General features: G+C 60.3%; 19 protein-coding genes and 1 pseudogene. 1 reads left to right on the top strand and 19 read right to left on the bottom strand.

All coding sequences use genetic code 11. The annotated features are described in order from the left end of the window. From V9L20_RS15955 to V9L20_RS15940, 4 genes are all read right to left on the bottom strand, one after another. Entirely contained in the window at positions 1-1,068 is a 1,068-nt protein-coding gene (locus V9L20_RS15955) for a TniB family NTP-binding protein (protein WP_337297333.1), read from the bottom strand. Continuing rightward, positions 1,065-3,059: a hypothetical protein gene (locus tag V9L20_RS15950; RefSeq protein ID WP_337297332.1), complete on the bottom strand. Its 1,995-nt coding sequence runs from the start codon at positions 3,057-3,059 to the stop codon at positions 1,065-1,067. Before V9L20_RS15950 ends, V9L20_RS15955 begins: the two co-directional genes overlap by 4 nt. Further along, positions 3,040-3,687, bottom strand: a complete 648-nt coding sequence (locus V9L20_RS15945) for a TnsA endonuclease N-terminal domain-containing protein (protein ID WP_337297331.1) — start codon at positions 3,685-3,687, stop codon at positions 3,040-3,042. The genes V9L20_RS15950 and V9L20_RS15945 overlap by 20 nt, the downstream gene beginning before the upstream one ends. Before the next feature lie 199 nt (positions 3,688-3,886). After that, the gene (locus tag V9L20_RS15940; RefSeq protein WP_337297330.1) at positions 3,887-4,549 is read right to left on the bottom strand and encodes a helix-turn-helix domain-containing protein; all 663 of its coding nucleotides are present in this window, start codon (positions 4,547-4,549) and stop codon (positions 3,887-3,889) included. 120 nt (positions 4,550-4,669) lie between these two features. Here V9L20_RS15940 and V9L20_RS15935 point away from each other — a divergent pair, with 120 nt between their 5' ends. After that, positions 4,670-5,602: a hypothetical protein gene (locus V9L20_RS15935; RefSeq protein ID WP_337297329.1), complete on the top strand. Its 933-nt coding sequence runs from the start codon at positions 4,670-4,672 to the stop codon at positions 5,600-5,602. A gap of 95 nt (positions 5,603-5,697) precedes the next feature. On the opposite strand, the gene V9L20_RS15930 is transcribed toward V9L20_RS15935, so the two are convergent. The 15 genes and pseudogenes from V9L20_RS15930 to dnaA form a co-directional block, all read right to left on the bottom strand. Further along, entirely contained in the window at positions 5,698-6,663 is a 966-nt protein-coding gene (locus tag V9L20_RS15930; protein ID WP_337297328.1) for a tyrosine-type recombinase/integrase, read from the bottom strand. Positions 6,664-6,669: 6 nt separating this feature from the next. Beyond that, positions 6,670-9,162 (bottom strand): S8 family peptidase, encoded by a 2,493-nt coding sequence (locus V9L20_RS15925; protein WP_337297327.1) that lies wholly within the window; start codon positions 9,160-9,162, stop codon positions 6,670-6,672. Positions 9,163-9,165: 3 nt separating this feature from the next. Then, positions 9,166-10,164 carry an AAA family ATPase gene (locus V9L20_RS15920; RefSeq protein WP_337297326.1) on the bottom strand — a complete coding sequence of 333 codons (999 nt, stop codon included), beginning with the start codon at positions 10,162-10,164 and terminating at the stop codon, positions 9,166-9,168. 561 nt (positions 10,165-10,725) lie between these two features. Beyond that, positions 10,726-12,270, bottom strand: coding sequence for an LA2681 family HEPN domain-containing protein (locus V9L20_RS15915; RefSeq protein ID WP_337297325.1), 1,545 nt, complete (start codon positions 12,268-12,270; stop codon positions 10,726-10,728). Between the two features lie 106 nt (positions 12,271-12,376). Beyond that, a complete protein-coding gene (locus V9L20_RS15910; protein ID WP_337297324.1) occupies positions 12,377-13,492 on the bottom strand; it encodes a hypothetical protein in 1,116 nt (371 codons plus the stop codon). A gap of 102 nt (positions 13,493-13,594) precedes the next feature. Next, positions 13,595-15,064: a hypothetical protein gene (locus V9L20_RS15905; RefSeq protein ID WP_337297323.1), complete on the bottom strand. Its 1,470-nt coding sequence runs from the start codon at positions 15,062-15,064 to the stop codon at positions 13,595-13,597. A 227-nt stretch (positions 15,065-15,291) separates the two neighbouring features. Then, entirely contained in the window at positions 15,292-15,627 is a 336-nt protein-coding gene (gene xseB / locus V9L20_RS15900) for an exodeoxyribonuclease VII small subunit (protein WP_337297322.1), read from the bottom strand. A gap of 2 nt (positions 15,628-15,629) precedes the next feature. Next, on the bottom strand, positions 15,630-17,363 hold the full coding sequence (gene xseA, locus V9L20_RS15895) for an exodeoxyribonuclease VII large subunit (RefSeq protein ID WP_337297321.1): 1,734 nt from the start codon (positions 17,361-17,363) through the stop codon (positions 15,630-15,632). A gap of 59 nt (positions 17,364-17,422) precedes the next feature. Further along, positions 17,423-18,001, bottom strand: coding sequence for an RES family NAD+ phosphorylase (locus V9L20_RS15890; protein ID WP_337297320.1), 579 nt, complete (start codon positions 17,999-18,001; stop codon positions 17,423-17,425). Between the two features lie 9 nt (positions 18,002-18,010). Then, positions 18,011-18,478, bottom strand: coding sequence for a hypothetical protein (locus V9L20_RS15885; protein WP_337297319.1), 468 nt, complete (start codon positions 18,476-18,478; stop codon positions 18,011-18,013). 26 nt (positions 18,479-18,504) lie between these two features. Then, positions 18,505-18,930, bottom strand: a complete 426-nt coding sequence (locus V9L20_RS15880) for a hypothetical protein (RefSeq protein WP_337297318.1) — start codon at positions 18,928-18,930, stop codon at positions 18,505-18,507. After that, positions 18,914-19,330 (bottom strand): annotated as a pseudogene (locus V9L20_RS15875) (DUF5710 domain-containing protein); the annotation flags it as partial. The pseudogene V9L20_RS15875 and the gene V9L20_RS15880, both read right to left, overlap by 17 nt. A gap of 773 nt (positions 19,331-20,103) precedes the next feature. Next, positions 20,104-22,728, bottom strand: a complete 2,625-nt coding sequence (gene gyrB / locus V9L20_RS15870; RefSeq protein ID WP_258503127.1) for a DNA topoisomerase (ATP-hydrolyzing) subunit B — start codon at positions 22,726-22,728, stop codon at positions 20,104-20,106. A 134-nt stretch (positions 22,729-22,862) separates the two neighbouring features. Beyond that, positions 22,863-23,969 carry a DNA polymerase III subunit beta gene (dnaN, locus tag V9L20_RS15865; protein WP_157611122.1) on the bottom strand — a complete coding sequence of 369 codons (1,107 nt, stop codon included), beginning with the start codon at positions 23,967-23,969 and terminating at the stop codon, positions 22,863-22,865. A gap of 89 nt (positions 23,970-24,058) precedes the next feature. Beyond that, positions 24,059-25,438 (bottom strand): chromosomal replication initiator protein DnaA, encoded by a 1,380-nt coding sequence (gene dnaA, locus V9L20_RS15860; RefSeq protein ID WP_126749323.1) that lies wholly within the window; start codon positions 25,436-25,438, stop codon positions 24,059-24,061. Positions 25,439-25,499 lie beyond the last annotated feature (61 nt).

The following is a 25,499-nucleotide window of genomic DNA, read 5'->3' as shown; positions in this document are numbered from 1 at the left end:
TCAGTGCGCTCGCCTTGAGCCAGGCTTGGCTTTGCCGGTGCTCCGGCTCTTTGAGCGACCCACCGAGGTGTACTGATCAATGTCGTCCCATACATCGAATGGCTCACCGGGCCCCTTCAAGATCCGCAGGGTGGAGCCTTCCTCAAATGGGTTAAGACTTTTCGGTGCTTCCCGCCAGACCGAACGTACGAATGCCTGGGCTAGGTCCGCCTGTGTGATGGCGCCACTGCTTCCCCGACCGCCTCGCGAAGCAGCGTCGTCAATGATCTTGACGACATAGTCGATCAACCCGCAGCTGGCGTAGAAGAAGCGCCTTGCCATGTTTGCCTCGGAGAAAGCAACGCAAGGTAGAGGAAGGCTTTCCTGCAAACTTTTCAGTACGCCGCGGAACTCGAGCTGTTCCGCCTTGGTCTGGAAGCCAAGCGGCTTCATATAGTGCGGTGCGCCGAAGCGGCGACGCAACTGTGGATTGCTGTTGAGAACGGCGATTGCACGGGGCAGGCCGGCCAGAACTACGGGGATGCACGCACGCCTGATCAGATTCTTGAGCCAGTCAGAGACTCGCTTGGACTCCGCAGTACGGTGTCCGTCGATGAAATGCTGGAATTCATCGATGAGCAGCAATTGAACGCCGCATTTTCGAAGAAAGAGTTCGATTCGGCGCGTCTTCGCCGTGGCAGTTCCCTTGCTCGCCGCACCATCGCCCAGTGCATCGAGAATCGCCTCTGCCAGAGTTTTCACTGAGGGCGATTCGGGAGTGTCAACTCGCAAGACCGGGATGTTCGCGCCTTCTTTGGTCCTGGTCCGTGGAAAGCGCGCTTCATAGAAATCCAGAGCGGTTGTCTTGCCGCTGCCGGTTTGCGCGACCAGCAACATCCCTTCGGCGACGCCGGCTTGCAAGCCACGATGGTGAAGGCGGGCGATCTCCCGAATCGTGCGCGTGAATTCACGGTGCTCGACGATCTCCTTGCGCAAGGTAAATGTTGCGAGATGACCAAGCGGAAAGGTCATCTCTTCCTCGGCCATGCCCAATTGCTGCAAAAATTCGAGTTCGTTGCGAGCATTCATGCTGACATCTCCTGGTTGCGGTTGGATTTCCTGAAACTGGGAAGCTCATCATCGGCACCCGAATGCAATTCGGGCAATGCTGCGGGCGCGGTGCTCACGGGCTTTCGGGCCCGTTGTAGCGGGCTGTCACCTTGGACGCCCAGAATCTGTTCGCTGTCATGCAGGAGAAGCGTGGCACTTGCTTTGCGAGTGCTTGTCTTGTGTGCACGTACGGCCTCGTCGACGATCGCCTGAATCTCCGCCTTGACCGTAAGAAGTTGGTCATCGATCCAATCGTTGCCGAAGCGCTTGCGAACCTCCGCAACGCAAAGGTGGTGCACGTACGCGTTCAGGCCGGATGCGTAGTCGCTTCGGACTGCCGGGACCTCGATGAACTCGTCGAGCTGGGGATCGAAAACCGCGACGTGCCCAACATCGTGCTCGAAACCCCTCAAGTGGACCTCGGGGTTGCCGCCCACCCGCTGGCGAATGACCTGGAGCAGCGGCGAGTTGTAGCGAAGATTGTCGTACTCCACGCCATAGTGAAAGAGCGTGCGCGTTGCCGAGTGCCCCACGATCGTGTCCAGCTGCTTTGGATAGGCTGGCAGCTCGATTACGCAGTGGCCCTCTTCTTCCTGCCAGACCTCCAGCGGCATGCGGCCCAGGAGACCGCGATGCGGTGTCTTGTGATACACGTCCACGATCCACTTCACGAGAAGATGGATGAAGACTTCCAGGTCGATGGCTGCGTGCTTCTCGCTGGCATAGTCTCCGCGCTCGTCGACGTTCGAGAACGTCGTGCCCGGCAGCATGTGCACCAGCCCTTGGTTGATGGTCCTGAACATCCGTTCGATGGCGCCTTTCATTTCCGGATGCGCCACCCCGCAGTAGGTGAGCTCGATGCCCATTTCCTGGCAGATGACCTCCACCGCATCCGCATGGAGTTCCATGCCGTTGTCGCAGACAATGTTCTCGGGGATTCCGCATGCTGGCCACGGTCCCTTGATGCCCGGGTACTTCTCAAGGATCTGGTCCTTGGGCAGCATGAGCATGCGCAAGCAATAAAGCACCGATGTAGAGGACGGTGCATGAAAGCTGATGTAGAAGCCGACAATCATCCGGCTGCGCCGGTCAATTGCCAGAGTTAGCCAGGGCCGTCCGAGCACCAAGCGCGTGAGCTTGCAGATGATCATGAGGTCGACTGGCGTGTGATCGATCTCCACGCGCTCCAGGATTTTCTTGACCCTGACACCGTCTATCGCGCTGCGCAGCTCCTTCGCCGTAGCCACCTTCCCCTGCCGCGCATTCTGGGTGACCTGGTAGTAGAGGCTCTTAAGCCACCTGTAGACGGTGGAAGTACTCGGTGTCGCGATGTGGTCCGATGCATCCAGGCCCTGATTGACGCGCTTCACCTTGGTCTTCATGGCTTCGACGACCGCTTTTCCGGGCTTTTTCTGAGGGGTGAGAAAGACCTCGGCTACTGCCTCATCGAAAAGGCTTCGTTGTGTTGCGTCGTAGGTCCGCCCAGAGTTCCTGCGGCCATCCTGTAGTTTGGTGATGCACTTCGTCACCGCGAACCTGGACCACCACCGCCACACCGTTTCGGGCGACGGCGGGTGCGAGTCTCCCAACTCCAGCGCAACAGCGCGGATTTTTGGTGCCAGCTTCTCGTGACTCGAGACGAAGGGTTGACCGTCTTGCTTGAAGAGCCTCTGGATGCCATTGAGGTAGTCCGCCTTTCGCTTGACGTCTTTCTGGTCGTCCTCAGACAGGGATTTCAGGTCCTTCGGCGTCGTAAAGTAGAAGACATTCTTTGAAGCCCCGAGGCTTTCTTCGTCGATCTGCCACTCGCCGCCCGCCCACCGGCGATGGAGCTCTGCCTGCTCAAGGTTGGTGAGTTCCCCTGCATCGTCTTCGAGCTGGAACTTGCCGCTCGCGAGGCGCCGCAGCAGAGTCCAGCCGCGCGTTTGCTGCAAGAAGCGCAAACCCTTCTTAAAGGAGAAACGAACCATTGCGGTCTCCTTCAGCATCGGCGAGCCAGACCAGAGAAGTCGGCACAATGTGCGCCTGCAGATCGATTCGCAGGCGTCCGGCGGCGACCAGACGCAAGACATCTTCGATGCCTCCGATCTGTTCTGCAGCTTCAGATATCGTCCAGACGGGGCCATCGCCCAGCCGCTCGACCAGCGCATCTGTGCAAGATGCTCGCTTGAGCCTTCTGCCGCTGCTGTGCAGGCGCCGCAGATTGCCGAAAAACGGCTCGCGGCGGATGTCGTTCTCCGTCAGCACTCGGTAGTGGCGACCCTGCTCTTCTAACCGTTTGGCGATGGCGCCGAGCTTCTTGCTGATTTCTTTTGTCGCGACCCGCGCTTCGGGCTTGATCTCAATGAGCAGCTCGCGACCATCGCCAAACATGGCCCGGAAGTCGGGCACATAGCGGCGTGGTTGATCGCCGCCGTCGTAGTAGATCTCCACCGACGGCTGTTCTTGATAGGTGGCGACCTCGTGGAGGTACTCAAGTGCCAGGATGGCATCGCGCTCGAGCAACGACTCCCACTGCACCATTCGCCCCAGCTTCCGGGACGGAAATTTGCCGCGGAACCTCTTTCCGCTACGGGTGACAACCTTTCTGACTCTCATCTCACTCTCCTTCAGGCAACAGTTTTCCTTCCCGGTGAGATGGACGTTTTGAAGTCCAGTTTTCACCGGGTGTGACGGATCACGGGCCGGAGGGCGTTGACTGGTTCTGCGGGACGGAGAGACACTAAAGGCCCTCACCTGTCGGATCTGTCCGTCCTTAAGAACCGCGCCGCCGCAAGGCCCAGCGCGGTTTTTTCGTTCAGACCATCGGCATTCCCTCCTTGGTTTCACCGGCGGGGAGACCGCCTGCCATCACGCGCAGCAGAGCCCGGCTGCCACTGGGCATTGAGGCAAGCCAAAAAGCGATCTGCATCAAGGTGTCGCGGAATGCAGGGTCGCGGTCACCCAAGGCCCGCGCAAGGCGCGACAGCTCCCACGCGAGCATCACCTGCTCGGCTTCCTCGGCGGTCGCATGCAGCGCTTCGATGAGTCGCTTGACCTGGCGCAACTGCGGCGGCGGACGGCGCCCTCGCTCGATGGCAGCCAGAAAGGATTGATCCATTCCGGCTGTCAGCGCCAGTTCCTTCTGGGAGCGCCGCTGCCGCTCCCGCAGGGCCTTGATTGCGACGCCGAAAGCCCTAATGCCGATGTTCGAGTGGGTTGCGCTCTCGGCATGTCTAGGTCCTGTGCCCTCGACCGTTGCCGCGTGGTGGGCATCTCCAGCGGCGGCAGCATTGCTGTCGGATACAGCCTGGCTGACTTGATGAATCCAGCTGGCGACGTCTCGCCGCAGAGCAAATCGACCGCGGCGGTGCGGCAACACCACAAGCGGGACAGGCACCCGGCCGCGGTGGGCGGCCTGGCGGAATGCGCCCGGCGTTGGATATCCCAGCAAGTGCCAAAGATCGGTTCCTGGAATCAAATCCAGGTCTCCATCATTCCCGCGTTGTCGCCGGAGGGGATCTTGTGGGCGGCTCTTGTTCAAGGTTGTCGTTGCAAGTGATACCTGTCACATGCTGGCAATCCTGTCCTTGAAAGTCGAATGGAAAATTATTCGGAATTGTTTGCACCGCATCTCATGAAGAAGACATCCAAGCCTGGGCGCCCCAGCAGCCCTCTCCATGTTGAACTCCGGGGACTTCTTGCGCGGGTTTGGGTTGCTTGTCTCTTACGAGCCACGGGGGCTGCAGACCTGAAGGAGTTGGCGCAGATATGCAATGAACTTTTGCCCGATACCTACCCCAAGCGCGTTCAAGATTGGGAGAGATATGCTCGCGGCGAGCACGCGCCATCGCTCGAACGCGGCGGCGCACCCGGGATCGTCAGGATCCTGGGTTCACACTTTCCCGTGACGCTGTGGGTAGCAGAGCACCCGATCTGGAATGTCTTGGATCCAGGGATGGAAATCGGGACCGCAGTGGCCGATCGCATGCTGGCCAAGTTGCATCCAGCCGTGACCGAGCCATTCGTTGCGAGCCGAACGGAGGCAACCATCGTGAGGGACTGGAGATACCTAGATAGGCCACGCAGGGTCTTTCCGCAAGCGCATGCCCTCGTGATGGATTACATCGCGTGCTATCTCATCCTGTTTCGCAACACTAAGGAAAACTGCCCTCCGACGATATGGGTGAGCACGCTGGACAATTTGGCCGCAGTCGTGTCGATCGCGCCACGTTCGCTCGAACTGGAATGTCTCGGTGGCGCACTTGAGAAATTCATTGATCGGGCATTTCTCTCGCCCGATATCGGCCCGAGGTGGCAGGCGCCGGACTGGCCTTTCTATCGCGGGTTGCCAATGCCTGCTCGCATGCCCGGGGTCAGGGCTGCTCGACTTTCACAAGGTGCAGAACATGTCGCAGATGCGGCCGGAAACCTCAAGCCGGTCACGGTTTCGGGAATCGGCAGAGGCCTTGCCGCGCTGCTGGACGGCTATCTCACAGGGCCGGTAAATCCCGCGAACCTCGTCTTCTGCTGACAAAGGTGTCTGCGACCACATGCTGCCGCTGACTGTTCGCTCCCGCCTACTTGAAGTCATCTCATCGCACGCTTGCTTGCGAAGTGCGCATTCGGTCAGGCGGCAAGTCGCTCCAGCGCCTCTCCTGCCGACCTCAGAGGTAGCGTGTCGGAAATCTCGTTCACCAATTGGCGGGAGCGTATATGCGCGGCAAGCTGATGGGGCGGGACTCCGTTGACCCTAAGTGCATTGAAGACGAGTTCCCGGCGCAGATCGCCCATGGAAGGAATTGCCCCCATCGGTTCCGACAGATCAACGTCCAGCGTCCTTAGGGCATTCGCGACGGTCCAGGCGTCGACTGGACGCTCGCTGCGCAGCCTGGAGATCATCGGCACAGCCTTTTCGATGGCCGATGGCCAGGGCGCGAGGCCGCGGTCCATCCGATAGCGCGACAGCGCGCGCATTGCCGGCGACGGGACATAAAGGATATCCGGCGCGCCCCTGCCAAATCGAAGGACCCGCAGTCGCCAGGTGCTTCGGACCTTCACGAAATCGCTCATAAAACACGACGCCATCTCGCTTCTCCGCAAACCCACCCAGTAGGCAAGTTCCGCGATCGCAACGGCGCGCACCATCGCGCTGCGCTCTCCTCGCGACGAGGGTGTGCGAAGAAGCACCGCCGACCGGATGTCCGCCCAGCGTGCGGGGCCGGGCTCATTCTGTTGCCGCACCGGGTCCGGCGCTTTCAGCGCGGCGAGGTAGTCAATCGGATTGGAGGGCCGATGTCCCGCGAGGACGAGCGATTTGAAGAGAGAGCGCAAGACGGAGCGTGTTTGAGCGACCGTCCGCGCCGAACGGGGAGATTGGTTCACCGCCTGACTATTGGCTCGGCCAGCTCCAACGTCGACAAGGTACGCTGCAAGCTGCTCGGGCATGACGGAAACGAGGTTGAGTTCTCGAACCAGCAGCCACTCGCAAAGTTGTTGCAGCTGGCTTTCGTACTTTCGGCATGTGTGCTTCGATGACGCGTGACTCTCGACCCACCGCTGCGCGACCTCGAGGCTGCTCCCTTTGCTCGCCATTGCGCCTCAATTGCCTCCGATAATGTTGGTGAGCCCGGTGTTCAACGGGACTCGCAGCTCCTCGGCGATCTCGTTGTATAGATCGACGTTCTGATTCTCACTCTCCAACGAAACAATCAGGGAGAAACGGGCATTGGCTTCGCAGCGCTGCCGATCCGTACATTCGCGCCACCAGCCAACGACGGGATAGACAGCGATGAGGTCGCGCGAAGCGAGATTGACAGCCATCCCCGTCCATTGATCCGAATGAATCGAACCGGCGGTCCTGAGATTGCTCCCCAAAAACCAACCTTCGTCTTCAGATGCCTCGATCTTTTCCGCTTTAGCGAGCATGGCTGCATTGACCCGCTTGTTGAAATGATCAACCGTTTCTGTAGCCCGACGAAGGTCGAACCTCAGTCCGTGAGATGCATATCGGTAGCGATTGAGCCATCCGCGTCGCGACGGGCTCGGCTCGATGAAATACGACAAAGTGACTTTGACGCGAACCGACTTCTCTGCGAGGCCAAACAGAACCTCTCGCGGCCAAGGCAGCGAGAAGATCCTGAGCTCATTCATCGTGCCAGTGGTGCCTTCCAGCTTATACGGCTGCAGAGTCTCCTGGGCGATGAGACAGACGCGCCTTGTGCTGCTGTAAATTGCGTCATGTTCGCTCGGCACGCCATATCCGCACGTTCGCAGCAACACCCGGCGCGCGGCCTGCGTGTCGTCCGTCAGGAAGCGTGCTCGCTGTTGCGGCGTCCATTCCGCGTGATGAACGAGGAGCCCACGAACCGTCTCTGGCCAGGCGTCGGGATAGTTGTGTTGCACCAGCGCGGATAACCGGGCGGCCTGTGCTGTGGCGGCGCTCGTCATCGCCGTGTGGCTGAGTGCGCGCGTTGCATGATTTCTGTTCGTCGTCAGCAATTGCATGGTCCGCGGCATCGCGACGTCAACGCCTGCTGGATCGATGGCTGCGTTACCACCTTCGAACAGCACCTCTGGCTTGACAGGCCATTTGCCCCAGTTCACCGATGTGGCGCTGAAGGGGCCCAATTCGCCGACGCCTGCGATGGCCCGCCAGCCTGCATAGTCGGCTGAGCCCGGCAATGCCTGCATCACGGTAGAGGCGCCCACCGTCAATGCATTCCACGCCTGCCCCGGCTGTTCGATGCCAAAACTGACATTGGCAGTCGGCCAATCGGGCCAATGTGCCTCGGGCACATTGCCGCCCGCAATCACGAACATGCGTGCGTTGTCGCCGCCGTCTCCATACGCCATCTGGTCGACGGCTCCCGAATAGGAGGACGGCTCGCCACGTTGATGCATCGGCGAGGTAATGGCTTGGCAGATGATTCGCTGGCGAAATGGCGCCCTCGTTTCGCAATAAGAGACCGCGTCCTGCATGACAGCGCCGAGTGGTTGATCCGGATGAATGCCGTTCTCGGGCGCGAGCACCTTCACGGATTCGAGGCGATAGTTCAACTGCACGCCGCCCGTGGTGCCTGCTGCGGTTCGGAGATCGCCGTAGAGAGCCAACCCGGCCATCTGCGTTCCATGTCCGTGATGATCGCTGTGACCCCATGTCGGGTGAGCGGCATGCATGTCGGCGGCATCCAAGACCGGGCTGAGCAGCGGATGGGTATGGGCGATCCCGGTGTCGAGAATGGCGATCGAGACACCATCGCCTTCAACGTTTGGCTCCAAGCGATCCACCAAATCTGCGACGAAGTCGTCCTGCTGTACGAGTGTCGGGTCGTCCGCGAGAGCTGGTGGCAGATCTGCGCGTCTGATTTCCGCAATCAGATTCAGCAGGTCGATGGCGCTGGCCAGTTGGGCACGGGTCGCTTGAACATTGGTGACCACGCGTTCGGGAAACTCAATCCACTGCTGAGCCACCTGAATGCCGATGACCTGCGCGGCATGCAGGAACCGGTGAACGCATGCATCGGCTGCGAGCGAGTCGCGCCGTAGCCAGACCTCCCATTGAAGAATTCCATCGTCGACAGGAGGGTCCACATCGTCGGTCCACAACGCCTCGATCGTGGCGAGCCCGATGGACTGAATACTTTCGATCAAAGGCGCGTTCTTTGCCTTGCCTGTGGCCGTTTCTTGCTCCAGATAAGCCTTGACCTTGTTGATCAAGATTTTGAGCTTGCCTTCCGGCACGTAGCAGGTTGCATACGTTACTTCGTCGACAACCCGAACATTAAGAAGCTCGATACCCGAGACCGGGAGATCCAAACTAGTGAAGGCAAGATCGAACCCGACTGCGCTCTGGAACTCGATGGTGATGCCTTCTGGGAGCTGGCCGTACTGAGCGGCCGCCCTCAGCAAGCGCCGCTGCGCGAAGATTGGCACGAAGCTCTCGAGCTGGGTGCGAAGTGCACTGCCATGTGCAGCACGGTCGCGCGGTGCAATGTTCAGGGTCTTACCCCGACCCGGACGAGACTTGTAAGTCTGAGAAACCCCTCGATTGACCATCCGTAGATGCTGAAGCAAGGGATTTTCTGTCGCCATGGACTAGTGTTCCTCTCCGCCGAATGTCCGACGGTCTTGCTGTCGCTCTTGAAGGGCCTGCCTTATGTCCGCTTCCTGTACTTCATCTCGTCCCGAGAGAAGCGCCCATTTCAGCGCGTCTTCGCAGGCACGCTGCACGTCGGCGAAGCTCAATCCTTGCGCAAACTCCGCCAGCCGAGCAAGCGGCAGATCCCTGGCGCGGTTGCGCAGTCGGGCTCCAATCAGTTCCACCACATCAATGGGACGGGGCAGATGGAACCGTAGCACTTCGTCAAATCGGCGGAAGAGCGCTTGATCGAGCATCGCCGGATGGTTCGTCGCCGCGACGAGAACACTGTGCGAGCGGTCCTGTTCGATCATCTGCAGGAAGGAGTTCAGGATACGGCGTATCTCGCCAACGTCGTTGTCGGTGCCGCGCTGTTGCCCGATCGCATCGAACTCATCGAAAAGATATACGCCTCGCACCGCCGAGATGTTGTCGAACAGAAGTCTCAACTTGGCAGCCGCCTCGCCCATGTAGCGCGTGAAGAGCGCCTCCAGGCGCAGGGTGAAAAGCGGCAAGGACAGTTCACTGGCCAGTGCTGCGGCAGCCAGTGTCTTGCCGGTTCCAGGTGGACCGACAAACAACAAGCGCCGGCGCGGCTCAAGTCCGTTGTCGCGCAAGCGAGCAGCCTGTCGCTGCTCTGAAAGCACTCTGGACAGACGTGTATTCAACGCTGGCGTTAGAACCATGTCCTCGAGCCTGGCGTCGGGATACGTCACGGAGACGAGGTCCGCAAGCTCGCCCTTCGGCTGAGCCATCGGGATGGGATGCCGATTGGGCACGACGGTCGCGCCTCGCAACTTCATGTCATCCACGAGCTTGCGGATGTCCTCGGCCAACCGGCCATGGCCTGCCTTGGCCTCACCCGCTGCGATCTGCAGCGCGAGCGTCAGCAACTGCGACTCATCCGAGTCCCGATAGGCGCGAAGCAGTGCTTTGATCTGATCGCCGTTGGCCATGATTCTGAGGGTGGTGCTTTCCCGCACGAGGATGCGCAGTGACGCAAGAATACTTCATTTACCCACGATAGCGTCAAATATCGTAGATTTAGCTGACTTGTCGCGGGCGACTTGTGTGGTCAGCGACGCCGGCGTGCCATGAAGATGGCGACCAATCTGCTGAACGACTACGCGCTGAAGGGCTGTCGCTCCAGACCCTGCATGCGGGCAGCTATGACGAGGAAGGCCCGCTCCTGGCTCGCCTCCACGGTAAGTGATGCCGAACAAGGGAATGGTCTTCAACGGCCCACGCCATGAGATCTATCTGAGCGATCCGTGTAAGACCGAACCGGCCAAGCTCAAAACGATCTTGCGCCAGCCGGTGAATTTGATGACATAGGTCGGCTCAAGGTCGGAGCGCAACCATGCGAGTGGCCAAGCTGAACGTCTTGAAACTCCACATTGCGGCGACTGCGAGTAGCGGCTTCCCGGGCTTCCGCTTCCACCACAACTGCCCACCCAGCGCCCAGCGCCCAGCGCCCAGCGTGGAGCGCGGAGCGCGGAGCGCGGAATAGCCAATCCTCAGCGGTTCCAATCATCGCTCCACTGATGGAGCTTCATCACACCTCGCAATTTGTCATCGCCAAGGCCACGCCTCTGCTCTTCGCGATGCATTCCCAGTGCCAGGTAGATGAGAGCAGATCGAACCAGTTGAAGGAGGCGGAGTGTTCGTGACTCAAGGTCCGAACGGGTGATCGAATGAGCCATCGTGTCATGAAACAATCCTCCGCTTGGCCCTGGAGGCAAGAGCATCTCGTGGACCTTCACATACTTGTGCTCGAGATGATTGCGCAGCTCCGCCAGGGCACGCGCCTCTGGCTCCGTCGAGTCCCGCATGTCTTCCTCGAACAAATCCTTGCTCAACCAGAACAAGCCACGCAGGGGCCAGTTCTCTGATTTCACGAAGGTCTGCCGCACTGGGTCGGTGTCCCTCTCTCTTTCTCGCCAGATGGTCCTGAAGCTGACGCGTTTTTCCGGAATGCCCAGCGCGAGGTAGTGGTTCAGAAAATAGGCAATCTTGTCGAGCGTCGAATAGGCCATGCGAAACGCCATCTTCACCTTCTCCGTCGCCAGCCCATAAGCGGGATAGTCGAGCGTGTTGTAGAGCAGGACTCCGCGATCGGAGAAATGCGGCTCACGTGATTCGACTCCTTCCCAAAGAAGCCAGCGTGCCGATACGAACCCTTGCTTGAGCTCATTGAACATCCCAGTCACGGTGGGAGGCTCTCCAATTGGCGTGACGAAGTCTGGTACGCCCATGATGTCCTGGGCTGCAATCGAAGTTGCTTCGACATCGTTCAGTGGGTTCAGGAAAAGCACGTTGCTCAGACACCAGAGCCGATATTCGCGTTCGTTGGACTCCCCGCCCATGTCCCAGCCATCCGGCTTGTGTGCTTGTCCGATCGCTTCAACGTCGTAGTGATCCGAGATCTGCTGTGCGCAACGCGCAAAGTACTCTATCAGCGTGCTGTCGCCAAGATGAGGATGCTTACCGATCAGAGCCACTGCTTCTGTCAGATCGCGATGGGCATGAAGTGCGAAGACTCCGGCGTGTCCAGAGTCGTACAACGCCACGGCATAGTGCATCAATCCTCGCCCTCGATTGGCACGCGCCATCCAGAACTTGGGATCCATCTTGAGTGCTGCACTCCAATGTGCCCGGGCTTCGACGAAGCGTCCAAGGGTATCGAGCTGGTTGCCGAGATTGGTGCGTATCTGACAGCGGCGGAATACCCCCATTGCATCAACGCCCGGGCTGTTTATCGCGCGACGCAGCAGGTACACCTGTTGTCGAACCTCTGGTTGTTCGAAGTCCCAAACGGCCGCCCGATCACTACGTCGCGCTGCGTAGCGACATGCCCAAGCATTTGCCCTGAAGTAGTCGAGCAGCGCCATCTCGGCTGGAACAAGACCACGAGCCTGCAATTCATCCGCAAGCTTGAGTGAATCGTCAACCAGGTCCGGGTTGGACTCGTCGTCCGCCTGATCCACAAGGCGTGCAATCAAGTCCAGAGCGTCGTCGTTGGAAAGGCCATCTATCGTCGGCTTGCTGATTGGATCGACCATATTTCCTCCCCTTCGTTATTACCGGGCGCTGTGCGATTCTGGACGTAGTTGTCTGGGCGCGCGTGCCTCGTGCTTATTTCGCACGCCTTGCGCAAGAGGCCGTTGCCTATGCATTCCCTCTCGGCTCGACGTCTCGAAGACGGTCTTCGCCTTCACGTATCAATTCCCCAATGAAGTCCGGACGCGGGGCGACCTTTGCCTTCCATTGCGGGGACCTGATGTGATCGAGATGGCCGCGCATCTCCACGGCGATCCGTTGCGCATCTGAGCTGCCCCACCATTGAGAAAGTGCCTCTGGCAGCGCTTCGTCTCTGGACCGATCTGTCCCGAAATCAAAGAGAAGCTTTGCGATCTTGCGCAAATGCTTGTCGAAGCTGGCGAAGAGGTAGCGTGTCTTACCATCGCGGCCTTCTTCGTTGACCCGCCGAACGAACTCACTTAGATGCGTAAGGTCCCATGCGGCATTTCGCACACCCGCAATGGCAGCCTCCCGGTCAAGGGAGTTCTTGTCCTTGAAAACTCGTCGCCTCGGGGGAGAGTTTGGTGCGAAGTAGACGCTGGCCATCAAAGCCGCGGGACCACCGAACATGAAGTCATCTCGCATCCAATTGAACAGGCGGAGCACGCGATCAATGGGAAGAAGCGACAACTGCTCCAACTCGAGCATTTTCAGGGCGATGATGTAGTTCCGATTCCAACGCTTGATTGGCGTTGCTAGGTCAAGCCTTGGATTCACCACGTGAGCTTCGTATCGACGCGAGAGAACATCCTGTCGCCCTAATGCGAGGTCCAGCAGGTCTTGGGACACGGCGTTGTTCGCAGCACGAAACCAGCCCAGTTCAGTCCACGCCTCCTCGTTGCCTTGCTTGTGTGCCAGTTCATGGAAAGCGATCGACGGTTCCGCTTCGATGTGCAGACATTGCGAAAAGGCCAGCAGTCCCGCCGCGATCCTGAGTTGCTGATCGCCGCGTACAGCCGCTCCTTGAGCCAGCTGAGCGAGCCGCGAGGCTACATTTCTATCCGGCAGGAGCCAAGTCTGAATGCCTTCGAAGTCTTGCTCGTAGAAAAATCCATTCGGGTGATACAGCCCGACTGGAGGCGGGATATAGCCCGGAACGCACACGTCAGCCTCGGCAAGCAGGTGGCAAGTCTCGAGGAGGTCTGCCATGGGGAAGTCGGACGGTAGCGCCGCACACAGATCCTCCTCATCTTCGTCTTGCATCGATCTCGCCCTCGTGCAGATATCTGCGTGACTCATTCGTCACCAACCCGGCTGTTCGCGTATCGGCAAAACTTTGGCTGTCCACGGTAGGTCCGAGGGAACTCATGAGTGAGGACTATCGAAGATTGGGTGTTCCCCAGTCGATGAGGGAACATCAAACTCCACGTGCGCAGAGCCCCACGGACCGAAAGCAGGAACGTCGTATCGCCATGTGCAACGAGATCCTGTTGTCGGGTGGAGATCGATATCTACTTGTGCGCCAACGCGCACGACCGATGGGCCACCAACCACAACGACTCTTGCGCCCTCGAAGTACAGCTGTCTTAGCGGAAGCGTCAGTTCGCATCCGAAGACGCAGATCGATTCGGCCTCCTCGGCCACCAGCAGGAATGTCGTCGGCAAATCTTCATCGCGAAGAAGTCTGGCTACCTGTGCATCTTTCACTTGGATCCTGCAATTTTTTGGCTGTATCTCACTACCATTGCCGAGCGAAATCCCGCCTTCAAGGATGTCAACCGCCTCCGCCAACGCCTCGTGTTCGTCGCGCGTGAATGAAACGGCGGAGGAGAACAGAACACGTGCCTCCAAGTGCCTGGCAAGAGTCCCTACGCGTCGGGAGTACGACAGCAAGGCATTGACTGCCTGGAAGTAGCCTTTGAGTCCCTCGCTTTCATTGAGGGAGCCGCGCAGCAGTTGCCGCCCCTGGATCTCGAGGGTCATTTCGAGCCTCCATCCTTTGCTCAAGAGCTGGAAGATTTCCGCCGCTTTGTCTATATACGGCAATGCGCGCACGTCTAGGCCGTTCCATTTGTCTAGATCAAGAAAGAAGGTGCTTTGATCGATCGCGACATCGCCCTCGAAGTGCTTACGGAAGCTGAGGCTTAGCAGCTCATCGAATCCGGTGCCTTGGTACGTCAATGACCGTCGCCCGACAGCGACAGTTCCAGTCATGTCGTCTAGAGGCTTGATCGTTCCGTCTTCCGGGTGCTTGAGACTTAGTTTGAGCGTGGCAGACCTGTTGCGCGGTTCGAGCCTTAGCACTCCACCGGATTCAGCAGCTGATTCAAAAATGCGAGAGACGAGGGGTGAACCGCTGCTTGACACTGTGTGAGCCGGAAGGCTCACGGGACTACCGTGGTCCATTAGTTCACGCAGCGCTGCTCTTGCTGCTCCTCCATCTGGCGCCGCGTTTGCATCAAAGGTGAATGACACCCGCATAGGCTCTTTGGCACTGATCGAATGAGTGAAGACATTGCCGGCATAGCTGGTGCGCACATCGCAGCGCGGATCCATTGATTGCAGTTCCAACTCCATCGCTCCAATAAGCTGAGCAACGGCATTCCGCGGCAGATGTCGAGGGGCGCCGCCCAGGCTTGCTACGACGAGTTGCTGAGCGTCGGAATCGGTTATCAAGCGCTGACCTTGTCGACTGCGAGCTCGTTCCTCCGCGTTTTCTTTCCACCGACGCAGGAGTTCCGCAGGGAAGAGGTCGGCATTGGTGTCCACACGATCATGGCACGATGCGCATAACCAAATCCCGTTGTCGATGGAGCGACGCTCCTCCAAGCTCATCGAGTCCAGGAATCGAGGCCCACCAGACATGGCAGCATGAATGTGTGCCGCTTTGCCGATCGTGCTGACCCGGCGATTACCTGGCCCAGCGGCAGTTGTTGCGACATCACAGCAGGAGCATTGATGCGCTACACGATCCTTGAGGCGCCTGATAGTGTCAGGAGGAAAGTCTGCTTGTCTCATTTTTCTTCCTGCCGTTGACCGCTTTCATAGCCAGCCCGTTGACGCTAGAACGGTATGTCATCGTCAACGGCTTTGGTTCCTGAAGGAGGGGGCGCCACGTGCGTCGAACGGCCGCTGGAAGGCACCCTCATCGCAGGCGCATCCACAGCCCTCTCGAAGGTGGCATTGCCCGGCATCGTTGCACCAGCGCCGACACCGTCAAGCGCGGCCTTGAGCGCCGCTTCGACCGCGTCGATGCGCTCTTTGCACACCTTGTATGCGTCAACGGACTCCGTGACGATTGTCAATAGATCATCGATGTTGGGTTCGTTCTGATCACGCAGGGTCTCCGCATGCTTCTGCAGAACTCCATAGGCGTCCTTGAAACTTCTCTGAGCCATGGTCACTTCTTTCGTTTGGCGGGGATGGTTCGCACTTCGGTTGACCCGTCCCTGAATTGAATATTGAGCGTCGGTGAAATCTGGGCTTGCTCGCTGGAGGTCACCGGTCTTCCCTCGTCGGTGCGCACGATCGCGAAACCACGTGTCAATGTTTTCTCGGGGCCCTGTCCCGCCACCTCGCGCATCAGCGCCTGAGCATTGCCGCGGGCCTGCTGCACTACGCCCACGGCGTGTTCCGCTACCCGCTGCAGGCGGTTGTCCAGAGCTTGGGCTACCGTTCGCGTGACTGCCGACGTACGATCGACGACGGTGTTGAGCGCCAGGCCTGTCGCAGACCTTGCCTCGCCGATGTTCGAGAGCGCATCGATGCGAATAGCGGTCATCAAGACCGGCACCTCCTGCTTGGCCGTTGCGACGGCTTGCATTGCATCGGCGCGCACTTCGTTCAGCAAGGCCAGGTTTTGCCGGGATGCGTCATGGACGCGCCGCACCGAGCCGACGGCGATCGTGTTCAGGGTGGCCGTACTTTCCTGTTTCGCTCGAGCCAGATGCTCGCGGGCATCGGCTCTGATTCCCGCTTCACGGCGCTCTACGCCAAGTCGGACAATGCGAGCAGCTTGCGTACCAGCCGCAAGGATTGCATCCCAAGCCGCCCGGGCTTCGCGCACGCGCCGCGAGATCTGCTGCTCAATCCCGCCGATGACTTTGCTCGGTGTGTCGAAGCGGGCGTAGGCCACCTCATCAGGCAGTGTGCTGTCGCGCTCATGGCCGATGCCCGTGAGGACTGGAATGTCCTGGTCGCAAACGAAGCGGGCAAGCTCGTAATCGTTGAGCCAAGCGAGGTCGTTCACTGCACCGCCGCCGCGGATGATGACGATCGCGTCGGGGCGGTCGGTTTGTCCCAGCTCACGCAGCGCGGCCGATGTAGCCGCTACTACCTCGCGTGCTGCGCCCTCGCCCTGAAAGCGGCTGTACACATAGATGAAGCGGCAGATGCCGAAACGTTCCAGCCGCTCGGCCTCTTTCCTGAAATCGCCCAAACCGGCCGCCTCCTGCGGTGCGACCACCAGAACGACGCGGTAGTCCCACGGCGGCGAGAGTCGGCGATTGCGATCGAACACACCTTCCTGCTGGAGTCGGGCCCGGATTTCTTTCTTGCGGGCTTCAAGGTCGCCGAGCGTGTACTCGGAGTCAATCGCATCGATCTCGAGACTGAGGCCATATTGCGCCTTGAAGACCGGCTTCGCTCGCACCAACAGCTTGATGCCTGCGCCGATCACCGCGCCCGAGGCTTTTTCAAAGTCAGGAAGGATGCGCGAGGCCGTGCCGGCCCAGATCATGGCTCGTGCCCTGGCGATGGGTTGCCCCGCGCTGTCTCGTTCAGAGAGCTCCAGGAAGACATGACCATTGCGCACACTGGCTTCGTTGACCTCGACTAGTGTCCAGACGCCGCTGGAGAAGGCCTTGGCCACTGCGGCCGCGACGCCGCTGAGCAGGCGGGAAAGCGGGATGCCCTTCTTGACTGTGACTATGCCGGACGCCGGCGCATCCGCAAGCGCGACGTCCGTAGCACCGCTGGCAGTTGGCGCGGCACCCGCAGGTAGCCAGGCACTGAACGCGACCAGGTCGACACCGGCCTCGACGTACCAGCGCTTGACCGTGCCGTCGAAGCGCGCGCCGAGCGCCTTCGCGGCATCCTTGGAGCGGTAGGGAACGTCGAGGTACTGGCGGGACATAGTGCGTTCAGGTTACCGCTTCGCGCCAAGAGCAACCGATCTGGTGTGCGGCATCGCTACTAGGGAACCCAAGGCAGCAGGGATCCTTTTGCAGCCCGCAAAACTGCCGGATGAAGTTCATTTGTGCTGGGCTCTACGAGAGGGTTTGACGACTGCTTCTTCATCTTGGGCATTCCCTGTCGAAACAGGCAGATGCATACGTGTTGCGGATGCTGCGCTGACGAGTAAATGATGCCGTCCAATGCGGCATTCCTGCATTCACTGGCCAGAGCTTGCGTGCTTTCATGCCGCGGTGACTGCAGACCAGGGAATTTTTCCGCCATCCCACGAAGGTCCACGAGCCGCAAGCGCCGCTCACTCTTGAAACAAGCAGCGGAATATTCGCGGAGCTGCGACAGGCTGCAGGCCATGAGTTCACGCCGAAAGCGCGTCTCATACAGCGCGGTCTCCTCTGTGTCTGCGAGATAAGCCGTGACGTCGTCGATCAAATCAAAACGGCCGTCCAGCGTACCCGCCGGCGCAAGAATGAACCCGTTCACGCGCGCGCTCGCAGGAAGCGCGCGAGTCCGCTGAATCCGGTACCAAGGTACTTGTAAAGGGAGTTCTACATATGGAAGTTCGAAATTCTTGAAATTCATTGCTTGAGGTCAGTGAGCCTCAGCCGTTGCCAGTTTCAGTATGCGTTCAAGTGCGGCGCCCTGCTCCAGGGCCGCGCGCGGGGTCCGCCCGTCGAGAGCTTCCCGCGGCGTTTCAAGAAACGCGAGCAGTCGCCAGCCATCGTTCGTATTCAGGTTCGCCGAAATGTGCGTGAGGGCCGGCCAGATGGACGGCTCGAACTGCCATCGCGGCAAACGAAATCCGCGACGCAGATTCGAAACACCGATGCATCGACCTGCCTTGATCCAGGCATTGATCGTGACGCGAGTTGTTCCTGCGACGCTGGCCGCGTCATCCGTCGAAATCATATCGGCAGCCTCGATGCGCTCGCGTCGAAATTGAGCCCCCGACTGCAGCAGGGCGGTCGTTTGTGAGGCCGGCACATACACATTTGTGACGGAATCATTCGCTTTAGCGCTTGAAGTGGCTCGGGATGAGGAAATTTGAGGAGGGTTCATGCGTTCAACAGAGAAATTTCGTCGCATCAAGGCGCGTTGCGCAGATTTGCCTTGGCTGCACAAAAGAAGCCCCTCACTTCAAGCACGGCGGTGCTCGCTCGAGCTTTGCAAATAGCTCGTCGAGTCTGGGCCTGGCGGGTATGGGAAAAGTAGCGGATGCCCAGCTCCGCGACAAATTGCCTCACCCTCATCAGCCTCTCGGCCCAGAAAATGACGAACTCGGAAAGTTCAGGCCATCGCGACTGCCAGAGCCCGCGGAATCTGCTCTCTAAACCATCTACCCCGAGAGTCTTATGTACTGCCAAAAAAGCCTTCATCATCGCCACGGCGACTTCAGTCGGCTCAAAGGGGACGACAGCCCCGTTGCGGCGAATGATCTGGTAATGACCTAAGTCTCTGTCAGATGGAATTGGCGGCATAGTGGGCGCGCCGGGTTCAGACCAAGTAAGCATTGCAGCCTCCAAGTACCAAAGAACAAATGCTTCGGTACGAGGCTCTAGGATACGGCGATTCGGAAAGTTTGTAAAACTCGTTAAGTTGGAATGGCAACACGGAACATGCCCCGGCCCAAGGAGGAAGGGCCCGGCGGCAGCACGGAAGTAACGTGTCGGTTTCGGCGCTTCGTCGAGTTTTCTCAACTACCGTGGACGATTTCTCAATTAGCGCATTGGCAACCGCCGGCAGTTGCCGTGTCCGCGAGCGCAACGTCCGTGGAACCACCAGCAGATGGTGCGGTGCTGCGGGCAGCCAGGCATTGAACGCGACTAGGTCGAGACCGGCTTCCACGTACCAGCGATTGACCGTGCCGTCGAAGCGCGCACCAAGCGCCTTAGCAGCATCCTTGGAGCGGTATGGGACATCGAGTTATTGGCGGGACGGGGTGCGTGGTCAGACTGTCGTTTCGCGCAACGGGCGTCCGATTTTGCGAGCGGGATCGAACCTGTAGACGTGTTTGCGCGCCGAGCGTCTGCAGCGGCCCACGATCTGCCCCCGGAATTCCTTGCCGGCCTCGAATAGGACAACACTCGCACTGCAAAGGGGCCAGGTGCCTTGCAAGCCGCAGGATTCCCATGGGTTGAGGTGCGCTCATGGCGCGTAATCTCGCGAACCCGCCTCCAACCGCTTCCGATCCTGGGCCGGTCCGGGCCTGCCACGGCCGCCGGAACAGCACCTGCTCTTCGAGCTTGAGGGCGATCAAAGGCGGTCCTCGGAGCCTTCTGCGCATAACTGCGCTCCCGCCAAGCTGCCCGCAGATCTATCCGGGCAGAGTCGCAGCCGAGGCTTCGCCGTCGCAGGTCAACGAGCAGGCCGGTCGGAACCGGTCTGTAATAAGGCGAAATGGATCGAACGTCCGGAGTTAAATCCGGTTGGTCAGCGTGCGAGCGCCGGGTTGATTATCAGCGAAGGCCTCTTTCCCTCCGCGATCGGTGGCGCCCGGCGTCGAGATCGACGCACAGGTATTAGCCTTCGAGGCCCCGGCCCGCCGAAGGATGACGCTCCTTCTGACCGACCGTAGTCGTACTCGAAAACCCCTACCGCGTCCCTGCGACACGGTTTCCGCGGCGGCCAGCAGCCCGATTTGCAAGTCGTGAGAATGTTTGCATCTATTCTGAGAACCTACATTCTTACACGTCGATGTTCGCGGCCCTCAGCGCGTTCTGCTCGATGAACTCGCGGCGCGGCTCCACCTCGTCGCCCATCAGCATCGTGAACACGCGGTCGGCCTCGATGGCGTCGTCGATCTGCACGCGCAGCAGGCGGCGCACGGTCGGGTCCATGGTGGTTTCCCACAGCTGTGCGGGGTTCATTTCGCCCAGGCCCTTGTAGCGCTGGCGCGAGGTGGCGTTTTCGGCCTGGCCGATGAGCCACTTCATTGCGATGCGGAAGTCGGCCACCTTTTCTTCCTTGGCGCGCTCGCCTTCGCCGCGGCGGACGATGGCGCCCTCGCTGCTCAGCAGGTTGCGGAAGGTGTTGGCGGCTTCGGCAAGCGCGGCGTAGTCGGCGCCGTGCACGAAGTCCTGCGTGAGCACGCTGCTCTTGATGTTGCCGTGGTGGCGGCGGCTGATGCGCAGCAGCGGCTTGTCGGTGCGGGCGTCGAACTCGCTGCTCACCTCGGCCGGCACGCCGGTGGTGTTGAGTTCGCGCAGCTTGGCCTGCAGCGCCACGGCCGAGGCTTCGGCCGCGGGCGTGGTGTCCAGGTCGAGCGCCACGCCGTCGGCAATCGCGCGCAGCGCCTCGGCGTCCATGAAGTTGCGCAGGCGCGCGATGACGGCCTCGGCCAGCTGGTGCTTGCGCGCGAGCTCGGCCAGCGTGTCGCCGCTCAGGGTGGTCGAGTTGGGGCCACCGGTCTCGATGCTCGCGTCCTTCAGCGCCACCTTCAGCAGGAAGGCGTCCAGCGCGGGGCCGTCCTTCAGGTACTGCTCTTCCTTGCCGACCTTCACCTTGTAGAGCGGCGGCTGGGCAATGTAGATGTGGCCGCGCTCGACCAGCTCGGGCATTTGCCGGTAGAAGAACGTGAGCAGCAGCGTACGGATGTGGGCGCCGTCGACGTCGGCGTCGGTCATGATGATGATGCGGTGGTAGCGCAGCTTGGCAACGTTGAAGTCGTCCGCCCCGCCGCCCGCGGTGGTGGCGCCGGCGCGGCCGATGCCGGTGCCCAACGCCGTGATCATGGTGAGAATTTCGTTGCTGGTGAGCAGCTTCTCGTAGCGCGCTTTTTCCACGTTCAGGATCTTGCCGCGCAGCGGCAGGATGGCCTGGAACTTACGGTCGCGGCCCTGCTTGGCGGAGCCGCCGGCGGAGTCGCCCTCCACCAGGTAGACCTCGCACAGCGCCGGGTCCTTTTCCTGGCAGTCGGCCAGCTTGCCGGGCAGGCCCATGCCGTCGAGTACGCCCTTGCGGCGCGTCATTTCGCGGGCCTTGCGGGCGGCCTCGCGGGCGCGGGCGGCCTCGATGATCTTGCCGCAGATGATCTTCGCGTCGTTCGGGCGTTCCTGCAGGTAGTCGGTCAGCAGTCGCCCGACGATGTCTTCGACCGGCGCACGCACTTCGCTGGACACCAGCTTGTCCTTGGTCTGGCTCGAGAACTTGGGCTCGGGCACCTTCACGCTCAGCACGCAGCACAGGCCTTCGCGCATGTCGTCGCCGGTGACTTCGACCTTGGCCTTCTTGGCCAGTTCGTTCTCTTCGATGTACTTGTTGATGACGCGGGTCATCGCGGCGCGCAGGCCCGTGAGGTGGGTGCCGCCGTCACGCTGCGGGATGTTGTTGGTGAAGCACAGCACCTGCTCGTTGTAGCCGCTGTTCCACTGCATGGCCACTTCAACGCCGATGTGCGTGCCGGGGATGCCGCCGTAGGTGTCGGCGGGCTTTTCGCCCGCTGCATAGAACGAGTTCGGATGCAGGACGGTCTTGCCCTTGTTGATGAATTCGACAAAGCCGCGCACGCCGCCGGCGCCCGAGAAGTCGTCTTCCTTGCCGGTGCGCTCGTCCTTCAGGCGGATGCGCACGCCGTTGTTCAGAAAGCTCAGTTCGCGCAGGCGCTTGGAGAGAATTTCATAGTGGAAATCGTTGTTCTCCTTGAAGATTTCCGTGTCGGGCAGAAAGTGCACCTCGGTGCCGCGCTTGTCCGTGTCGCCGATGATCTTCATGGGCGAGACCTCGAAACCGTTCACGGTTTCGAGCAAACGGTTCTGCACGAAGCCGCGGCTGAATTCGAGTTCGTGGATCTTGCCCTCGCGGCGCACGACCAGGCGCAGCATCACGCTCAGCGCGTTCACGCAGCTCACACCCACGCCGTGCAGGCCGCCCGACACCTTGTAGCTGTTCTGGTTGAACTTGCCGCCGGCGTGCAGCTCGGTGAGCGCAATTTCAGCGGCCGAGCGCTTGGGCTCGTGCTTGTCGTCCATCTTCACGCCGGTGGGAATGCCGCGGCCGTTGTCGGTCACGGAAATGGAGTTGTCGCTGTGGATGGTCACGACGATGTCGTCGCAGTGGCCCGCCAGCGCTTCGTCGATGGAGTTGTCGACCACCTCGAACACCAGGTGGTGCAGGCCCGTGCCGTCGGAGGTGTCGCCGATGTACATGCCGGGGCGCTTGCGCACCGCCTCGAGCCCTTCGAGGATCGTGATCGAGCCTTCGCCGTAGCTGGTGTCGGCGGGCGTGATCTCGATCGGCACCGCACTCTCGATCTCGGGCGTGTAGACCGGCTCGGTGTGGGGCACTTCGGGCTTGTTTTCTTCTGCACTCATTCGGATATTCCTCTATCTCTCACGGCATTCACGGGATTTTTCGGGCCTTCGGGGCCTGCTTTTCCTGCCTCTTGAAAGCGCAAACCCGCGGAGGGCCGCGGGCTGTCTGCGCAAGGCGCTGTGTTTTCTGTCTTCTAGATTCGCATCGGCATCACGACATATTTGAAGGATGCGTTCTCGGGGATGGTCAAAAGGGCGGAGCTGTTGGAGTCGGCCAGGTCCAGCTTGACCATGTCCTGGCCCATGTTCGCGAGGGCGTCGATCAGGTAGGTCACGTTGAAGCCGATCTCGATGGCGTCGCCGCCGTAGTCGATGTCGAGCTCGTCCTGTGCTTCTTCCTGTTCGGCATTGTTGGACGCAATGCGCAGCGTGCCGGGCTCGATGTTCAGGCGCACGCCCTTGAACTTCTCGCTTGTCAGGATGGCGGTGCGCTGCAGGCTGGCCAACAGGGGCGCGCGGCCGAGCGTGACGCTGTTCTTGTGGTTCTTGGGAATCACGCGGTTGTAGTCGGGGAACTTGCCCTCGACCAGCTTGGTGACGAACTCCATGCCGCCGAAGCTGAACTTGGCCTGGTTGTTCGCAAACTGCATCTCGATGGCGCCTTCGGCGTCAGACAGCAGGCGCTGCATTTCGAGCACGGTCTTGCGCGGAAGGATGACTTCCTGGCGCGGCACTTCGACGTCGAGCGTAGCCGACGAAAACGCCAGGCGGTGGCCGTCGGTGGCCACCAGGCTCAGCTGCTTGCCTTCGGCCACGAACAGGATGCCGTTCAGGTAGTAGCGGATGTCGTGCACGGCCATGGCAAAGGAAACCTGCGAGAGCAGGTCCTTCAGCGTCTTTTGCGGCACGCTGAACACAGGACCGAAATTGGCGGCCTCTTGCACCAGCGGAAAGTCTTCGGCCGGCAGCGACTGCAGCGTGAAGCGGCTCTTGCCGCCCTTGAGCACCAGCTTGCTCGCGCTCGACTCGAGGCTCACGGTCTGGTCGGCCGGCATGGTGCGCAGGATGTCGATGAGCTTGCGCGCGCCGATGGTGGTGGTGAAGTTGCCTTCATCGCCGCCGAGCTCGGCCGTGGTGCGGATCTGGATCTCGAGGTCGCTGGTTGTGAGCTGCAGCTGGCCGCCGGTCTTGCGGATCAGCACGTTGGCCAGGATAGGCAGGGTATGGCGTCGCTCCACGATGCCCGCCACCGATTGCAGCGCGGCGAGGACTTTGTCTTGGGTTGCCTTCAAAACGATCATGTCTTCTTCCTCTTCTCTTATCTCTTTGAATCCGCTTGTAAGACGCCATTCTCCGCTGTTGCGGGTGGCTTTCTTGATGACATCCGGGGTCAGCCCTTGAGCGTTTGTTCAAGCACGTGGAGTTGCTGGTTCAGTTCGGTGAGCTGCTGGCGCTCTCCCGAGATCTTGCGCACCGCATGCAGCACCGTTGTGTGATCGCGCCCGCCGAAGAGCTCGCCGATTTCCGGCAAGCTCTTCTGGGTGAGTTCCTTGGCCAGGTACATCGCGATCTGCCGCGGCCGCGCAATGCTGGCCGGGCGTTTCTTGCTGTACATGTCGGCGACCTTGATCTTGTAATAGTCGGCCACCGTCTTCTGGATATTTTCGACCGAGATCTGCCGATTCTGGATCGACAGCAAGTCGCGCAGCGCCTCGCGCGCCAGGGCGATCGAGATTTCTTTCTGGTTGAAGCGCGAGTAGGCCAGGATCTTGCGCAGCGCGCCTTCGAGCTCGCGCACGTTGGAGCGCACGTTCTTGGCAACGAAGAAGGCCACTTCCTCGGGCATCTCGGCCGATTCGGCGCGCGCCTTGTTGATCAGGATGGCCACGCGCATTTCGAGCTCGGGCGGCTCGATGGCGACCGTGAGGCCCGAATCGAAACGCGAAACCAGCCGCTCGTGGATGTCGGCGAGACCCTTCGGATAAGTGTCGCTGGTCATCACGATGTGCGACTTCTTGGCCAGCAGGGCTTCGAACGCATTGAAGAATTCTTCCTGCGTGCGGTCCTTGTTGGCGAAGAACTGCACATCGTCGATCAGGAGCAGATCGAGCGAGTGGTAGCGCTCCTTGAACTCGTCGAAGGTCTTGCGCTGATAGGCCTTGACCACATCCGATACGAACTGCTCGGCATGGATGTAGAGAACTTTGGAATCGGGCCGGTCGGCGAGCAGCCGGTTACCCACAGCGTGCATCAGGTGGGTCTTGCCCAGGCCGACGCCGCCGTAGATGAACAGCGGGTTGTACAGATGGCCCGGCATGCCGGCCACGTGCATGGCCGCGGCGCGCGCCATGCGGTTGGCCGTGCCCTCCACCAGGGTGTCGAAAGTCAGGCCCGAATTCAGCCGGTTCTTGAAGCCGGCCGCGGCCGGCTCTTCGCCCGGGCCGGCCATGTCGCGCGGCACGTCGGTTTCTGCCATGACGGCAATGGGCGCAGAGCGCACGGGCGCTTCACGCGGAGCAAGCGCTAACTCAACTGCCACCGGCTGGCCGTACATCTTCTCGGCCATGGCGGCGATCTTGCCGGCGTACTGGGCGCGGATCCAGTCGAGCTTGAAGCGGTTGGCAACGAACACCGTCATGCGCGAAAGGTCGTCGGTGACCTGCGCCGTCAGGGGTTTGATCCAGGTATTGAATTGCTGCTCGGACAGCTCCTGCGCGAGCTGGTCGACACAGGCCTGCCAGAGGCTTTCACCGATGCCGTCAGTCGACATGGGTGCTTGAAAAAGTGGTGCGTCCCTCGTCCATTTTTTGGTATATGTATTGTGGATATTC

This window comes from Variovorax sp. CCNWLW225 (assembly GCF_037204045.1).
Classification (GTDB): Bacteria; Pseudomonadota; Gammaproteobacteria; order Burkholderiales; family Burkholderiaceae_C; genus Variovorax.
Note: the sequence above shows the minus strand (reverse complement) of the source record. Positions and strands in the feature narration are given on the sequence as shown.

What these genes read in the sequence shown, in the direction of transcription:
- V9L20_RS15890 (WP_337297320.1), bottom strand. Translation starts at nt 18,001, where the DNA reads ATGAATTTCAAGAATTTCGAACTTCCATATGTAGAACTCCCTTTACAA.
- dnaN (WP_157611122.1), bottom strand. Translation starts at nt 23,969, where the DNA reads ATGATCGTTTTGAAGGCAACCCAAGACAAAGTCCTCGCCGCGCTGCAA.
- V9L20_RS15920 (WP_337297326.1), bottom strand. Translation starts at nt 10,164, where the DNA reads ATGGCCAACGGCGATCAGATCAAAGCACTGCTTCGCGCCTATCGGGAC.
- dnaA (WP_126749323.1), bottom strand. Translation starts at nt 25,438, where the DNA reads ATGTCGACTGACGGCATCGGTGAAAGCCTCTGGCAGGCCTGTGTCGAC.
- V9L20_RS15885 (WP_337297319.1), bottom strand. Translation starts at nt 18,478, where the DNA reads ATGAACCCTCCTCAAATTTCCTCATCCCGAGCCACTTCAAGCGCTAAA.
- V9L20_RS15915 (WP_337297325.1), bottom strand. Translation starts at nt 12,270, where the DNA reads ATGGTCGATCCAATCAGCAAGCCGACGATAGATGGCCTTTCCAACGAC.
- V9L20_RS15935 (WP_337297329.1), top strand. Translation starts at nt 4,670, where the DNA reads ATGGAAAATTATTCGGAATTGTTTGCACCGCATCTCATGAAGAAGACA.
- V9L20_RS15930 (WP_337297328.1), bottom strand. Translation starts at nt 6,663, where the DNA reads ATGGCGAGCAAAGGGAGCAGCCTCGAGGTCGCGCAGCGGTGGGTCGAG.
- V9L20_RS15910 (WP_337297324.1), bottom strand. Translation starts at nt 13,492, where the DNA reads ATGCAAGACGAAGATGAGGAGGATCTGTGTGCGGCGCTACCGTCCGAC.
- V9L20_RS15905 (WP_337297323.1), bottom strand. Translation starts at nt 15,064, where the DNA reads ATGAGCTTGGAGGAGCGTCGCTCCATCGACAACGGGATTTGGTTATGC.
- V9L20_RS15880 (WP_337297318.1), bottom strand. Translation starts at nt 18,930, where the DNA reads ATGCTTACTTGGTCTGAACCCGGCGCGCCCACTATGCCGCCAATTCCA.
- xseA (WP_337297321.1), bottom strand. Translation starts at nt 17,363, where the DNA reads ATGTCCCGCCAGTACCTCGACGTTCCCTACCGCTCCAAGGATGCCGCG.
- V9L20_RS15925 (WP_337297327.1), bottom strand. Translation starts at nt 9,162, where the DNA reads ATGGCGACAGAAAATCCCTTGCTTCAGCATCTACGGATGGTCAATCGA.
- xseB (WP_337297322.1), bottom strand. Translation starts at nt 15,627, where the DNA reads ATGGCTCAGAGAAGTTTCAAGGACGCCTATGGAGTTCTGCAGAAGCAT.
- V9L20_RS15950 (WP_337297332.1), bottom strand. Translation starts at nt 3,059, where the DNA reads ATGGTTCGTTTCTCCTTTAAGAAGGGTTTGCGCTTCTTGCAGCAAACG.
- gyrB (WP_258503127.1), bottom strand. Translation starts at nt 22,728, where the DNA reads ATGAGTGCAGAAGAAAACAAGCCCGAAGTGCCCCACACCGAGCCGGTC.
- V9L20_RS15955 (WP_337297333.1), bottom strand. Translation starts at nt 1,068, where the DNA reads ATGAATGCTCGCAACGAACTCGAATTTTTGCAGCAATTGGGCATGGCC.
- V9L20_RS15945 (WP_337297331.1), bottom strand. Translation starts at nt 3,687, where the DNA reads ATGAGAGTCAGAAAGGTTGTCACCCGTAGCGGAAAGAGGTTCCGCGGC.